The organism is Bacillus sp. 166amftsu (genome assembly GCF_900107445.1).
Classification (GTDB): Bacteria; Bacillota; Bacilli; order Bacillales; family Bacillaceae_G; genus Bacillus_A; species Bacillus_A arachidis.
The window spans coordinates 341188-357156 of record NZ_FNQA01000002.1 but is presented as its reverse complement, the minus strand read 5'-3'; the positions used below and the strand labels follow the sequence as shown (position 1 = coordinate 357156).

Here is a 15969-nt window from a genome sequence, read left to right as displayed (position 1 = left end):
CCAATTATAAATTTCAATAATTTATTCTTTGGTTATATCCACCTTTATACGGTAGCTCATTTTCAAAATCACATGAGGCAACTACTTGATAACCCTCTTCCCACAAAAACACAAGCAATTTTTTGATTTCTTTTTTATAATCGCTGCTTTTATTATAATCAGATGTATCAATATCTAAAAAATATGGAAAGTAAAGAAAGCCATCTGGAAACTCTTTCGATTTTTCTTCATCAAATTCTTTATTTTTTATAACATCAACACTGAAATAATCACCTTCTATAGAAAAAAATTTATCATGTTCCAAATGTAAACAAACAGAAATTTTTTCAGTTAACTCTTCAATTGATTGAATAGTATTTATAAAAACTTTACAATATAAATCTTCCAACCTATACTCCTCCTTATTTAATAGGTATATATGGTGGGTTATCAAATTTTCCACGCTCTAAAATTATAGAGACATCAGCCTCTATCCCTAATAAATTTTCTATTTCTTTTCGGAGTCCTCTCAATTTAGCTTCACCCGCTTGAATTTTTCCAGTCTCTAAAGCATGAAGCATAGTTCTTTCTTTTGCGGATCCTGGATTTGGAGTTCCAAAATATTTTTTTACAAGTCCTTCAAATTGCTCTTCACTTACACGGACACCTATATCAATATCTGATGTTAATTTTGCAGTTCCTCCCGCTCTACTACCTTGTACAAAAATATCATCACTTATGTTTCCTAATTCGCTCTTTAATAAGTTACTCATATTGGAAAACTGTTCTTCTGTTAATCCCTGAGGAATTTTTAAACCGTTAGCTCCCTTAACAACATCCTTCTCACCACTACCAAAAACCTTCTCACCAGTCTCTTTCACATACTGATAAGCATCTTTCAGCAGGTTCTTTCCTCCACTAGGAATCTTGCCTGCACCTTCCATTACAGGGATAGGGCCTCCACCAAATTTCGGCACATATTCTCCCATTTTTTTCAGCCCATAACGGAATGCCTTACCAGCTTCTAGAAAATCGTTTTTAACTTTCGTTTTTCCTTTATTCCATAGGTCTCCTACTTTATCAACCAGACTTTTCGTTTTAGAAGCAACGAAAGATACGCCTTCTTTTACTTTACTTGGTACTTTCTTCGCTACATCAAGAAGGGCTTTTCCGCCTTTTTCTATTGCCTCTACAACTATTTTCCCGCCATACTTAATTCCTTTTCCAGCAATACTAAGGACTTTTCCAACCGGAATAACGTTCAAAATCGTCCAGCCTGCCGCAATGAGTCTTTCTTTTGTAGATAGCTCTTTACCAGTGATAGGGTCTTTTCCTGTAACTGCTCTAATCGCATCGTTTACACCAAAAAATTCTGCTGCTTCATCTAATCCTTTTTCCCACCACGATTTTTCTTCTTTCTTTTTCTTTTTCGGTGTTTCTTTTACCTTTTCTGCTTGTTTCTTTTTATATTCTTCATCTGCTTGACGAAACTTTTGGGCAATGCGCCGTAAATCTTTTTCTGTTTCTTGTAAGTTATGTATATACCTTTCCATTAGTTTCGTCGATCGCACATACTCCCCGTAAAAACGCTGACTCGTTGCTCCTTGCCACTGCATTTGAATACTGAACATCGCTTGATTAAGATCTTGTTGTACATTCTGGCTGTGTCTCCGCATTTCTGAGATATTTTTGGCAATTTGTTCGAGTTGTTCGGGTTTGACTTTAATCTCCAAACCTTCTCCCACCTTCCTCTATTTTATACCAAAAAGAGCAGGAACTGCATCCATTATTACTTATACTTCTTTAGAAAAAATATCAAAGATACTACCATCACAAATGGCTTCGATTTCTTCCTTTACAAATAACTTTTGAAATGGTGTCCCTAGATTTAAAATCACATTCGCCTCTAAATCTACTGTCTGTAATAATTCAACAGCATTCATACAAACATACGGACATTCTTCTGGAATCACTGTTTCTAAATGCTTTAAATCTGAATAAAGCGGTAACATTAATCCTTCTTCCGTTTCAAAATAATGAATTTGTAATTGTGTATTATCTGTAGAAATCAAATTGCCGTCTTCATCTGTATTTGTATCCCCTTCTACAGAAGCGACAACGTATAGATTTGATTTTTGTAAAACATCGTAAAAATGCCCTCTTTTTTCTTCATTCTGCAATGCTTCTACTAGCACCTCATCTAACGGACAAATTTCTAGTAAACTCATCCTCTTTCACCCCTTAATGAGAATAGATTCGCCATCTTACTTGAGATAAGATGGCGAACTCTATTTCCTTATTATTTTGTAGCACTTTTTATAGCTTTTATTCCTTCATCCGCTTGATTACGAATATCCTGAGGAATGAACTCATACTCTGTACGTGTTAAAAACTCAAAGTACATATATGCAGTGTTTAAGTCATTTCCTGTTAGTGCATGTTGCCCCGCCTTAATCATTGTCTGAGCAATTATTCTCATTGTCTCTTTACTTTGATCATTTGAATAACCATTTTTTATAGCCTCATTTGCATAAAAAACAGCTGTTGCTATATCTTTAACATTTGACGATTTAGCATAATTTTTGAAAGACTGATTAGCAACATTGAAGTCACTCAAATAATTAATAGCAGTTCGGATTGCATCTTGGAAACCAAGATCTTTTGCTCCAGGAGTTGTATAGATAATTTGGTATAATTTAGTAGCTTTTGTTGGATCTGATATTTCAATATTCCGTACCTTATTAATCAATTTATTTAAAATATTACTCATATCTCCCGCATCAGCAGTACCACGTTCATAAGCTTGTCCATAATAGTATAAAGCATTTAATTGACTTGCTTCATCATTCTTACTGTCCTCGTAAACCGCTAAGCTTAGGAGCTGAATTCCTTCTAGTTTTCGATTTGCATTTTTAATAACTTCATTGACTCTTCCATCCTCAACAATTGCTGGAGAAATGTCTTTCAAATACGATATCAATTCTAAAGATGGTTGAACAGATTTTTTCGCTTCACTTTGCCAACCTGTCTTTCCTTTTAAACGTGTCCATTCTCCATTTGCTTGGTCCCAAAGTAAATTCGTACTATTTTGTAACTTCTCAAATGCACGAACATATTTATTTCCGTTACGAATAGAATTTGCCATATATGATACTGCATCATAATAATTTTTCTTTACTAATGCTTCATCAGCTTTTACTTCTAACATCGCAGGTAATGAAAGTTGTTTTGCTTGCTCTTTTTGCTCAGCAACTACATTTTTCACATTTAAGATAAAATGATAGTTTTGTATCGCTATTTCTGGGGAAGTTTCTTCAGAATTAGATTGCGCTAACAATTTCTCTACTGCATCCTTCTGCTGATCTTGTAATAATTTTTTCTCTGCTTCTTTTGTTTGATCAATATAATAATCTGCTAGTGTAATTGCTTCTTTCCATTTTCCTTCATTGATATACTGTGCAACTTGTTCAATAGCCCATTGTCCAGGAGTTTGTTTATCTTCTTGCTTCTTGTCTTCTTGACCACCTGGATTTTCTTCTTGTTTCTTACCTTCTTGACTACCTGGATTTTTTTCTTGTTTCTTACCTTCTTGACTATCTGGATTTTCTTCTTGTTTCTTACCTTCTTGACTACCTGACTTTTCTTCTTGTTTCTTTTCATTTTCAGATACTGTTTTTTGTTCTTGATCTTGGTTTAAATCTGGTACAGTTGGAATATCAACTTTATCTTGCACCATGTTCTTTAATTCATCTTCAAGCATCTGATTAAAAATAACTTGAACTCTATTGTAAGCATCTCTTTGCAAGTCTTCGTTTACTCCTTGCAATACAGAGGTTAATAAATAATATTTACTCAAAGCTGCATTTAAATCTTCCTTTTCTTCCTGAATCGCTACGTCGTAAATATCTTTAGACAACTTTTCTATTACATATTTCTTATTTTCTTTAAAACGGTCAAATTCTTGATCTTTAAAAGCAGGATCTTGTAATAAGGCAAGTTGGTTTCTTATATAGAATAACTTTTCATTATTTGAACTTCCCGCCTTCTCAAGTTGAGCGGAATCTGAAATACCCAATAGTAAAGATGCTTTTTTTGCATCATTTGGTAAGGCACCAACTTGAGAAAGAAGTTGTAGTTGATCACGATCATCTGTATTCGTCATGCCATCAACTAATTTTATATGACCTTGTGCTTTATAAAACTCGCCAAAGAACACAGTACTATATTTATCTCCATTTGTCGTATACCATTCCACTAAAATATCACCCGTTTTTGGCGATACTGTTATCGTTGGGCGTGTAGGATCCGGCACTGGCGGCTCTGGCGGCTTTGGTGGTACCACTGGCGGCTCTGGCGGCTTTGGTGGTACCACTGGTGGATCTGGTACCACTGGCGGATCTGGTACCACTGGTGGATCTGGTACCACTGGTGGATCTACTGGCTTACCCGGATCCACTGGCTTACCCGGATCCACTGGTGTACCGGGATCTACTGGCTTACTCAGATCTACTGGCTTATTCGGATCTACCACCGGCCCCCCCATATTAGTTGGTAAGTCAACCTTTGGTGGTGCTGGTGCATCAGATAATTTAAATTCCGGCTCTTTCTTATCAACTGCCACTTCGTTTGGATTATAGGTTACTGGTGTAATCGGTGATTTATTATTTCCAATTAGGTCTGCTAAGTTAAAGTTTGGTTTTTCTCCTGGCTTTTCATCTTTTTTTGCTGGGTCACTAATTAAATTAGGAAACATAGATTGTAAACCGTTTCCACCGGTAATACGATCATCCTTTTTCTCTTCTGTATTACTTGCTAATTTTACTGCTTCTTTGTCAGCTTTATTGAAACCTTTATCATAAATAAGATATCCGGATGTACCTAATAAAGCTGCTGACATAATAGATATTGCTACTTTCTTACCTAAATTATTATTTTCTTCCATATCGCTTTTCTCCCCATTCCCCATCTTTATTGGATCCAGCCATTTGTTTTCATTTCTGCTAACTTTTCTTGTGCCGTTTGTACTTCAGCTTGGTTTTCATTAGCTTGTACAGTTTTTCTTAAGAATCGACTTGCTTCTTCATATTTCTTTTGCTTAATTTTAAACATTCCGTACGCAAAATTCACATGTGGGTCTTCATCATTTTGCGAATATGCTTCAGAGAAAAAACGTTCTGCTTCATTTCCTTGTCCTATTTTGTCGTATAAAATCCCTATATTAACAAGTGTATTTATATCGCGCATACCGCTAGTTACAACCCCGTTATATGCCTTTAAGGCCTCCTGATATGCAGCATTACTCTTGCCACCATCACGTGTTTCATAAAACTGCCCCGCCTCGTAGTAAACGATTCCTAATTGATTTAATAACTCAATATTTTGGGGATTCTTTTGGATTGCATTTTGCAATACTTGTGATGCTTGCTGGTAGTTGCCTTCTTTTTTTGCACTATCAATTAAATTCGTCTTATTCCAAAGTACATATAGATTGGAAAGTTCAACTACATATGTAGTATTTTTATCGTCTTGCTTAATAGCTTCTTTAAAGAATGCTTCAGCTTTATCTAATTGGACGGTTACAGTTGCTAACTGTCCTTTTAAATAAGAAACGATTGCCTTATCTTCATCTGTATTTGTACTCATTTTAACGATTACATTTTCCGCCTTTTCAAACTCTTTCATTTTCATGTGACTAACGGCTAAGTCACGCATCGCATCTTTTTTATACATTTCAATTCCTTTTGCATTGTTTGCAAGTGCCTGCTCAAAATTCGGTACTGCTTCTTGGTATTTTCCAATCCGAAAGTTTGCTGTGGCTAATAAATATGCTGCTTCTTTATTGTCTTTATCAATTTCCCTATCTTTTATTAATTTAGTAAGATAGTCGATAGCGATTTTATTTTTTCCTTCCGCAACATAAACTGTCGCTAATTGAAGATGTGCTTCATCTTTCCCTTTTACTGCGATAGCATGAGTTACAGCTTCTTCTGCTAATTTATATTTTTTATCGTGATACGCTTGCTGTGCTTGTTCCATAAATTGTTGGTATTTTGAGTTCTTTGTGTAGAAATAATACGACAATGTCCCCCCAACAACTACAATTACAATGGACCCAACAATGAGTATACGCTTTTTATTTTTACCCCACCATTTTGAGAATGCAGATGGTTCTCTTTGTTCATGTGTTAATGTGAGCGGTTGATTCGATGCTTTGGCATTTAAAATTTCATCATCTATATCATATTCAACTTGTTTCTTTGTCTGTTTACGGTTTTGCAAAATGCTATTTGGAACTGTTGTAGCAGCTACTTCTTCAGTTACATTTGCCTCTTGTTGTTCTGTTATCTCTTCAATGATACTCTCAATTTCCTGTTTTAGCGCTTGATCAATGTTTGGAAATTGTACGATTCGTGAATAGACGAAACAAGCAAAATGTGCATTGTTTTCTCTCTCCAATTCAGTAGCTAATTCCAAATAACCATGTAGCACCCGTTTGTGATTCATTTCAGGTTCTTGACTCTCTATCGTCCGAATGATATAAGCTAGTTCTTGTTTTAGAGCAGTTGATGGATGTGATGAATTGAAAATCGTTTTATACTCAAATAACGCTGCTTGTTTAAAGCCTTTCTCTTCTAGTAATCTTGCAATTTCCAAACATTTCGATACAAAAAGAGACTGCTCTTCTTCTAGTTTTCTCTCCGCATCAATTTTAATCATATCTCTAACACTATTAAATGCATCGTACCATTGTGCAAAACTCGGACATCCTATGAAATTCTTACTATTCCATGCTTGATCAAATAACTGCGCAAGTTGCTCATTCCATTGATTACGTAATACCTGTTTAATCAATGTATATCGTTCACATTCTGTCTGCATTTCTTCCGTTTTAAAATAGCTAGCATCTGTCCATTTCTTATTTCGTACCTCTTCACTACACCAACCTAATATTTCACTTAGTAAAACGGCTCCAGCAAAGCGATCTGCTTCTTTTTGCCATACACCACCCTTTAAAAATTGTGGCGCATAGCCTGCTGAACCTGCTGGTAACAGAGAAGGCCTTTTGCTTTTTGGGCCATACATTTGCTCAACGTCAACAAGTTCAATATGATGTTGACCTTCAATTGGATTCTCACTTAAATAAGGAATTAATATGTTACTAGATGATAAATCATTATGTGCAATTTCATTCTCTTCCATTGTTTTTAACGTTGTAAGAAACGCCTCGGCAATCGAAAAACATTGTTGCTTTGATAAGAATTTTTGTTCTTGTAAAATATCTGCCCAGGTTGGTCCTTCGATCCACGGCATCACAATACTATTAGCAAGTTCTTCTGACTTCTCAATAGCTGCTGTGTGTTCCTCTTTCGTAACAATGTAACGTGAACATACTTTAAGCCCTACTAGATGAGAAAGCGGCTTTAAAAATGCCAGCTGATGTTTTTCATCACGATAGCGTTCTTTAAAAACTTTTAATGCAATTCTTTCTGGACTATTTTCATGCTGAAGCTGGTATACAATCCCTTGTCTACCTTCTTGTCCATATGGCATTTCAATACCAATAACTGCTGGATGTTTTGTAAAGCTATAAACATCTGTATGAAAAGATATTTTTTCTCCTACTTCTGGTCGAAATCCCATTTTATCCCCTTACTCTCATATGACGATTTTTAAAGAAAAGACCAGGAACAATAGCTCCTGGCCTTTTGCAATTGTTCTACTATTAATATGAGTTATCCACGTTACGGAAGTTAGTAGCAATCTTTTTCAATTCATCAGAAATGTGTTGTAGAATTGGAATGTATTTGTTCATTTCTTGTTTAGCTTCATTAAAATTCGCATTGAATTTTGCTTGTGTTGACCCTGACCATTGACCATTTAAATTACCAATGTCATTTCCAAGGTTATTGATTTGTTGTTGTGCTTCACCTGCTGCTTTTATAAAGTTACCAGCAATTCGATCAAGTTCTTCAGGCGTAATTTTAATTTCCATCCTGTATTTCCCCTTTCAATCAATTAATATTGTAACAATTAGATTATAAACTATATTCACACAATATTTAAAGGGGTAATTTACAAAAAAATACTATTTTTTTGTAAATTACCCCAGTTTTACACCCTTCTTGTCGATTCTATCCATTTTCTAGCAATCTTTTGCTTTAAATCTTGAAGCAAATGTAAAGGCGTAAAAGCACATTTTATTTTAATCTGCTTCCTGCGTACAAAATACCCTTCACCGCTACTTAGCTCTCGGTCCATTTCTACATGTGGTAGTTTTATATTAAAGAAATACAAGTCGTTATTTTGCGTAGTACCTAATAAGTAGCTAAAGCTTCGTTTTCTAATTTCTGCAAACCATTTTTCATGAGAGTAACTATTTACACTTGAAGTCGTAGCAGCTGTAATAAAATGAATTCCTTTATTTCTTCCATTTTGGACAATTTGCTCCATTTTATTTTTCGCATCAAAATCAGCAGATAATAACGCCAATATTTGATCAATATCATCAATAACAATCATAATCCTCGAGTATGGAAGTTCTATTTTTTCATTTGGATTCAAAGGTGGTGTTACGACTTCTCTGCTATTTATTATTTCAAGTAACTCATCTAACAGTTCTTTTAATTGCATGTCATCAGTTATGCGCTTTTTAACATGAGGTAATTCTCCTAAAGCCAAAATACCTGTTGTTCTTTCGCTTAAATCAATCATTATTAATTCAATTTCTTCAGGTGCATATTGATAGGTAAGAGAAAAAATCAGTGTTTGTAATAATGATGTCTTACCACCTTCAATTCTTCCACCAATAAAAATATTTGTCATTTCTTCTAATGAAAAGCTTTGTAAACGAATATCTTCTGTTTCAATACCAGCACAAATTTGTGAAGGTTCTGATTGCTCTAGCACTTCTTCAACGAACAACTCTTTTGGAACCATTGGAATTGCCTTTGCTTTCTCTCCATTCCAAGCTCTATCCATTTTTTGAATAATTGTTTTTAACTGCTGAGAATATTCTAATTCATTCTCCCCAATGAAAGGTAATGCTGCTTGGAATAATTCTGGCGGTTGTCCTTTTGTTAAACCACGACCAGATGGCACATCAATTAATGGGAAGTTCGGTCTTCCAATTAAGCTATAATATTCTGTTCTATCTTGTAATTCAAACGAAATTGCCATCGGAATGTTGTTACGAACACGGTCAAACATGTCGGTTGTTTGGTTGAGCGAAAAATAAAAATAAATACCATACGTACTTGATTCACGTAATAATTGCTCTAAAATTTCATTTTCCTTCTCATACTCACTTCGTAATCTAATATAACCATCTATCATGACGACAATAGCTGGAATCTTTGTTTCTACCATCCGGTTATACATCGCGAAAGATTTTGCTCCCATATCAGAAAAACATTCTTTTCGATATGTGACTTCCTTCCTCAAAAAGCTGAACAACCGTTTCATTTTTTCAATTTCGTCTTCTTGTACAATTCCACCCACATGTGGTAAATCTCTAAAGTCTAAAAACATGCGACCAAAATCAACCACATAGAAGTTTACTTCCTCTGGTGTATGAGACAACGCTAGAGACATAATAATTGTTTGTAATAGAGTGGTTTTCCCTGTTCCTGGCATGCCATAAATATTTAAATGGCCCTCTTGTAAATCCAATTTCAAAGGATATTGCGCTTGATTTGCGACATCATCAATCAATCCTACCGTTACCTGCAAATCTTCTTCTCTTTGTTTCCATAAATCCATGTTCCAATTCTCTATTTCATAGAATCGATTTAATAATAATTTCTCTGGTAAAGGCGCTAACCAAGGTCCTGGCAATGGTTTAATATTTTCTTTCTCAGATATTGTTTGTATATATCGAATAAATGCTTGTAATTGCTTTGGACTATTCGTCATAGGTTTCGGTCGCTTTTTCACTTTTATTCGTTTACCCGAAAGCTTTACTTCTGTGAAATCAACGATCTCTACAACCTTCTCTTCATCTGGACTATATGGTGCTCCACTCCAAGCTGATTGGAAGAGTTCTAGTATCTCATTACTACCAACTTGTAAATATCCACGTCCAGGAACATTAATTTTAGATGCATCTGGAATTTTTAGCATTTCACGACTATCTGCGTCATCTTGTACGCGCAAACAAATACGAAAACGAGAGTTACTCCAAATTTTATCGTTGACAACTCCAGATGGTTTCTGCGTTGCCAGTAATAAATGTACCCCTAACGTTCTACCAATTGCAGCGACACTAATCAGTTCATCCATAAATTCTGGTTGTTCCTTTTTCATTTGGGCAAACTCATCAATAACAATAAATAAATGCGGCAATGGCTCTTTCTCACGCCAAGTTGTTTCATAGTATTCGTCAAGATGTTGGACATTTCCAGCTTGAATGAACAGTTTTTGTCTTCTTTCTAACTCCGCTTTCAATGAAATCCTTGCACGCTCTATTAAATTTGGATCTTCTAAGTTTGTAATCGATGCAATGATATGCGGTAACCCCGAAAATGTATTGGACATTCCTCCACCTTTATAGTCAATTAGCATAAATGCCATTTCATGAGGGTGATAAGTAACAGCTAAGGCTGCGATGATAGACTGAATAACTTCACTTTTCCCTGATCCTGTCGTACCAGCCATTAGTCCATGTGGTCCGTGTCCTTTTTTCTCAATTTTGTCATGGATATTTAAAAATACAGGTTTACTTCCTTCCCTTACTCCAATTGGTACCGGCAATGAAGTTGGATAGCGATTTTCATTCCATCGATCTAAAACTTGTAATTCTTCCATTTTTTTCACTTGGAATAAATCTAAAAACGTTAATACTTTCGGTATGTTGGCTGCTGTAGAGCTTTTCATTCGAATCGGTGCAATACTACGAGCGCCTAATTCACAACGTTCAAACGAAAGACGATCCACTTTAAAACTAGCACGTGTCGTTCCACTATTTTCAGCCGAGTTCGAAAATGTTTCAACTAATTCACCGTTTTCTCCATTTAAGCTAATAACAATATCACATTCCATTGGCAATCGTTCTTTTTGTTCTGCAAATATGAATGTAGAAGCGCCCACACTTTCTCCTTCTCTGAGCAACATAGGAATAAGAGGATCATCTTCTAAAAATTCTCTTGCAGATAAGAAGAAAATATACATTGGAATTAATGGTACTTTCTCATCTGCTTGTGCTGAAGAATTATAGATTCGACGCATATTAAGCGGTGTAAACAACGATTCTGCTAACTTTTGAGCATTCTGTTCATTTTCCGCTAAAAAACGCATGCTTCGTTGCTCGTCCCATACATGCGGAAGCCACCTCATCCAATCCCATTGTTTTTTCTCTCTCTCATGATAAAAAGCTGCTATTTTCACTTCATTTGGAGCATGATGCGTCATAATTTGTGTTGTTACAGTTCGAATAAAGTTCAATCTATCTTCTTTATTCCCAACTACACCAATTACATCATTTTTCTTCAGAGAGATTGAAATATGCCCATTGGGAATTGTTGTAAAGTCCCTTTTCACATTTTGAGCTTCTGTAACTAATGTATTTTCTTCATAACCCCTTTGTTCGGGAACTTTTAATTCAACTAAAAATGGTCTTGATCCTGTTCCAATACGAATATCTAAAAAGTCAGGACTTTCCGGGGTTCTTTCCCATAAATTACTTTCTCGATTTTCAATTCGTTGCACACTTTTTAACGGGCTTGGATTTTGAGTAATCAAATACTTCGCTTGTTCAACCTTTAATGTATCTAACTCTACTCGGTGTTTTTGAATTTGTTCTAAGTATCTTGTTTTCAATTGTTCAACCATTTGACGATGTTCTTTCCTATTGCGTATATACCCCATTCCTGTAAATATATAGGACCCTAACATCGGGATACTAGAAACCAACATAAGCGGCAAGTAGCTTGAATTCATTTTCATCACTTTCATCATCACAAAGTATAATATAAATGTTAAAAGTGTCATCGCCGCTGGCAATATGATTGTTTCAATTGAAAACTTCGGTTCTTCCGGTATATTTGGCGGATCATGAATGACGATATTTCCAGTTGGTATATCTACTTTCATACGCGGAGAGCGCTGAAAATATGGTGATTTCTGCACAAAACATTTCTCCTTCCTCTTTCACAAAACATTCTATTCAATCATTTTCCATACATAACCTTCACCTTCATCAGAAGGCACATCAGGTATGACAGATTCGTTATGTTGCTCTTTTGCTGGTAACATCTCAAAAGAAGGAATGATTGCTCCTTTTTTATGCAACATAATATATTGACCATCCCAGACATCATTATCTCGCAAAGTCTCATCATTACGAATAGAATGCCACTCTTCTTTATCCTTTGCTGCTCGAATTTCATAGATTCCACTTAATGTTTCATCTATCTTTTCATGATGTAAAATCGCTTCAATAATTTGTTCCGCCTTTACATCATTGGGAATCGCAATATCTATTTCTTCATTTGACTGCTTTATGTACGTCACAATAATTTCTTCCAACTTTATTCACCTTTTTCCTCATGTTCTTACCAAGAAATATCAAGGAATGAAATATCATCGCTTGTCGGAGAGCTCTGTGCCCGTTTGATTTCCTCTGTTACTTCTTCAAAATCATAATGAAGGAGTGGCATCAAACCATCTGAATGTATGACAAGCCGATTTGCTTCTTTTCTGGCTAAGGTTTTCGAAATAACTTTCAACTCCCCACCAAGTATTCCGCGATGAGTAGACCATCTATTTTCTGTATTTCTCTCATACTCTATCAAATCAAGACACTTCTTATCCTCTTGAAATAACTGCAAGAATGAATCCCCATGCGCAACTACCATGATATTCACTTCATTTCGATTTGGAATTACTTCAATTGTTCCACCAATAAACATGGATTCACTGCCGTGGTTTCGTTTTTCTTCCAATACATCCCGGAGTAACCAAGGGGTATCTTGTGGCAACTGAAACGCTTCCACTTTTTCTATCGCTTCTTTCTCCCACTCTTGTAAACTCTTGTCCAAAATAGTGGAAAAATCTTGTTTCTTATCCAAACAAGTTTCAAATAACTCTAATAATCTTGTCCCAAGAAATTCGGCTGCGATTTCTCCATGAAAAGACATTCCAACACCGTCACATAGTACAAATATAAAACGATTTCCACTTACTTGGAACGCTAAAAAATCCTGTCCGGTTTCATTTAATTCTTGTGTTTCCTTCGCTCTAAAATAGCTATAACGATATGTAAAATATTCCGTGCTCTGCTTCTGCAACAGCGTTTCTTTCACTTGCGGCAAAGTATGTATCACCTTCCCTTCCACCTCCTATCGAACTGGCGTAGCAGCGGACATTTGAAAGCCAAGTGATACTAAATCAGCATTCGTACCAGGCAGCATCATAAGTGCTCCATCCGCAATATGAAATCCATGTTCAATCATCATTTCACGATAACTTTCAGGAATAGGTGAGGAAAGACGCTGGAGCTTTGCACCATATTCGTCCGAAATGTTTGTATCTGGCATAATGCCTTTCCATTGTTTAATATTTGAAATCGGCTCTTGTATCATTTCATCTGAAATAAATATATTTTCAACGAGTACCTTCCCATCTGGTACTGACATATTCATAATACGTTGTACGATTGATTCTGGATCTTCACCTGTTGATGCTCCATCTGTCATATGACAAACAACGGGAGCTGGCCCCTCTTGCAAGTTTGGCAATTCATTTTGCAATAATTTTTCTACTACTGAAAAAGCTTTTGCTGTATCTGTTAAACGATGTGTTTGGATTTTTTCTAACGGACGTAATCTCGCGACTTCATCAATTGTTTTTACGCCTCCTAATAAATCAAAGACATGATCGCTATACGCTAAAATAGATAGACGATATCTCGGCAACAATCGACTACCTTTCGTAGAACGAAACACCATTTGGCGAATTGCTAAAGAAAGAGCATCTGTCACAATATCAATACGTCGCTTCTCCTCTCCTCCTGCATCCATCATCTGATTCATTGATGCACTCACATCAAGTAGGTAAATAATATACGCTGGTGTTTGCTGTGTTGCTTGTGTTTGATATAACATTTTCCATACCCTTTCTCACAAAAATTGTACAAGTATTCTCTATATTCATAGTTTATTATAACGTATGAATTTTCTATTTCTCAATGCATAATAGAATTTTTTTCCTATTATTTATCAATATAATAATTTATGATTAAAAGAATACATCTTCCACGGACAAATGTTATTTTTCATTCTCAACTTCTTTCTCAAATACAATAAAAACTCTCCATTATATGAAGAGTTTTTATTATAGTTATGGCACAAGACGCGTACAATCTCTCGGAAATGCACTCGCTTCTCGCACATTCGATAATTCTAAAAGTTTATATACAAGCCTTTCTAATCCAATTCCAAATCCACCATGCGGCGGACAGCCATACCGGAATGTATCGATATATGACTGGAATTTTTCATGATGTAATCCTTTTTCTTTAAATGAAGCAAGTAACATATCATACTCATGAATTCGCTGCGCACCTGATGTAATTTCTAATCCTTTATACAATAAGTCAAAAGAATCCGTAACAGCCTGATTTTCTTTATTCGGCATCGTGTACATCGGTCTCGCTTCTTTCGGATACTGTGTAATAAAGACAAAATCACTTCCGTACCTTTCTTTCACATATTTTCCAAGTAGTTTTTCCCCTTCTGTATCTAAATCAGCTGCTGGTGAGTCTTTTCGATACTTTGTTTTTAACATACGCCGCGCTTCTGTAAGTGTAATCTTTGGAATCTCTGTAATGATTGGAACCGTAACTTGTAAGAGCGATAATTCCTTTTCACATTTCCGGCCTACTTGTTCAAACATATAGCGTAAAACATCTGCCTCTAATGCCATTACCTCATGAAAATCATGAATAAACCCAAGTTCTACGTCTAAAGAAATATATTCATTCAAATGACGGGAAGAGTTGTGATGCTCTGCTCGATAAACAGGAGCGATTTCAAAAACACGTTCCAAACCACCTGCTACCATCATTTGTTTATAAAACTGTGGAGATTGAGCTAAATACGCTTCTTTTTGAAAATAAGGGAGTTTAAAAACATTCGCTCCCCCTTCCGCTCCTTGTGAAACGATTTTCGGCGTAAATATACGTGTGAAATCGTTCTCTAGTAAAAATTCACTAAATGCCTGTACGAGCGTAGATTGAATCGTAAAAATAGCCTGTATCCGTTCATGCCGAAGCGATATAACGCGCTCATTCAACATTTGATCTAAACCAACTTGCAGTTTTCTTTTATTCACTTCAAAAGGAAGTGGTTCAGAAGTATTTAACACCGTTACTTCTTCTACAAGCAATTCGACACCTAATTCTGTTTTTGTAGTTTCCACAAGTTCGCCAATAATTTGAACAACACTTTCTACATCTACTTTATATCCGGCCAAGTCTTTTTCTAATACACATTGAATAACACCTGTTCGATCACGTAACAATAAAAAACTGATATTCCCTAAATGACGAATTTTTTTCACCCAACCTTGTAGTAAAACTACCTTTTTACTACATATTTTGCATTCACGAACGAGTGACCGCTTCATTGTTTGACCCATTACTTTCCCCTCCTATATTCTCATATTTATTTACATTATTGTTGTCATCGTCATCATCCACAGCCACTCACCTCCTTTCAAAAAACACAAAAATCCGCCCCTATAAATAGGGACGGATTTTTCCGCGGTACCACCCAAATTGTCATACTGACCATCTTAAACCTGATAACGGTAGGTACCGTTTGTTTTTACTAATCATCACGTTCAAAACAACGCTCACAGATGTCTTTCCATCATGCGGTATCGCAATCTTCCCAGCAATCGATTGCTCTCTGGAGACCCTTGCATCATGTACTTTTCCTGTTCATCGCTTTTTATATTTACAGAGTATTCTATTCCTTTAAAAGAGAAAATGCA

The 15969-nt window shown here is 35.7% G+C and carries 11 protein-coding genes and 1 other annotated feature; all 11 genes read right to left on the bottom strand.

The annotated features are described in order from the left end of the window. Nucleotides 1-13 precede the first annotated feature (13 nt). Nucleotides 14-388 (bottom strand): hypothetical protein, encoded by a 375-nt coding sequence (locus BLV40_RS08525; RefSeq protein ID WP_090688970.1) that lies wholly within the window; start codon nucleotides 386-388, stop codon nucleotides 14-16. A gap of 13 nt (nucleotides 389-401) precedes the next feature. Next, nucleotides 402-1712 (bottom strand): WXG100 family type VII secretion target, encoded by a 1311-nt coding sequence (locus BLV40_RS08520; protein WP_090688968.1) that lies wholly within the window; start codon nucleotides 1710-1712, stop codon nucleotides 402-404. A gap of 60 nt (nucleotides 1713-1772) precedes the next feature. Then, a complete protein-coding gene (locus BLV40_RS08515) occupies nucleotides 1773-2207 on the bottom strand; it encodes an SseB family protein (RefSeq protein ID WP_090688963.1) in 435 nt (144 codons plus the stop codon). 71 nt (nucleotides 2208-2278) lie between these two features. After that, entirely contained in the window at nucleotides 2279-4921 is a 2643-nt protein-coding gene (locus BLV40_RS08510; RefSeq protein ID WP_139265505.1) for a hypothetical protein, read from the bottom strand. A 26-nt stretch (nucleotides 4922-4947) separates the two neighbouring features. After that, nucleotides 4948-7620, bottom strand: a complete 2673-nt coding sequence (locus tag BLV40_RS08505) for a tetratricopeptide repeat protein (RefSeq protein ID WP_026593077.1) — start codon at nucleotides 7618-7620, stop codon at nucleotides 4948-4950. An 82-nt stretch (nucleotides 7621-7702) separates the two neighbouring features. Then, entirely contained in the window at nucleotides 7703-7972 is a 270-nt protein-coding gene (locus BLV40_RS08500) for a WXG100 family type VII secretion target (RefSeq protein WP_026593078.1), read from the bottom strand. 119 nt (nucleotides 7973-8091) lie between these two features. Further along, a complete protein-coding gene (gene essC / locus BLV40_RS08495; protein WP_090688960.1) occupies nucleotides 8092-12102 on the bottom strand; it encodes a type VII secretion protein EssC in 4011 nt (1336 codons plus the stop codon). A 33-nt stretch (nucleotides 12103-12135) separates the two neighbouring features. Further along, nucleotides 12136-12501: an EsaB/YukD family protein gene (locus tag BLV40_RS08490; protein ID WP_090688955.1), complete on the bottom strand. Its 366-nt coding sequence runs from the start codon at nucleotides 12499-12501 to the stop codon at nucleotides 12136-12138. A 26-nt stretch (nucleotides 12502-12527) separates the two neighbouring features. Next, complete coding sequence (locus BLV40_RS08485) at nucleotides 12528-13298, bottom strand: protein phosphatase 2C domain-containing protein (RefSeq protein ID WP_090688950.1); 771 nt, start codon at nucleotides 13296-13298, stop codon at nucleotides 12528-12530. 15 nt (nucleotides 13299-13313) lie between these two features. Then, entirely contained in the window at nucleotides 13314-14078 is a 765-nt protein-coding gene (locus BLV40_RS08480; RefSeq protein ID WP_026593082.1) for a vWA domain-containing protein, read from the bottom strand. A 235-nt stretch (nucleotides 14079-14313) separates the two neighbouring features. Beyond that, nucleotides 14314-15612 (bottom strand): aspartate--tRNA(Asn) ligase, encoded by a 1299-nt coding sequence (gene aspS / locus BLV40_RS08475; protein ID WP_090688947.1) that lies wholly within the window; start codon nucleotides 15610-15612, stop codon nucleotides 14314-14316. 105 nt (nucleotides 15613-15717) lie between these two features. Continuing rightward, nucleotides 15718-15929, bottom strand: a binding site (T-box leader). Nucleotides 15930-15969: the final 40 nt, after the last annotated feature.

What these genes read in the sequence shown, in the direction of transcription:
- BLV40_RS08515 (WP_090688963.1), bottom strand. Translation starts at nt 2,207, where the DNA reads ATGAGTTTACTAGAAATTTGTCCGTTAGATGAGGTGCTAGTAGAAGCA.
- BLV40_RS08510 (WP_139265505.1), bottom strand. Translation starts at nt 4,921, where the DNA reads ATGGAAGAAAATAATAATTTAGGTAAGAAAGTAGCAATATCTATTATG.
- BLV40_RS08505 (WP_026593077.1), bottom strand. Translation starts at nt 7,620, where the DNA reads ATGGGATTTCGACCAGAAGTAGGAGAAAAAATATCTTTTCATACAGAT.
- BLV40_RS08500 (WP_026593078.1), bottom strand. Translation starts at nt 7,972, where the DNA reads ATGGAAATTAAAATTACGCCTGAAGAACTTGATCGAATTGCTGGTAAC.
- BLV40_RS08480 (WP_026593082.1), bottom strand. Translation starts at nt 14,078, where the DNA reads ATGTTATATCAAACACAAGCAACACAGCAAACACCAGCGTATATTATT.
- aspS (WP_090688947.1), bottom strand. Translation starts at nt 15,612, where the DNA reads ATGGGTCAAACAATGAAGCGGTCACTCGTTCGTGAATGCAAAATATGT.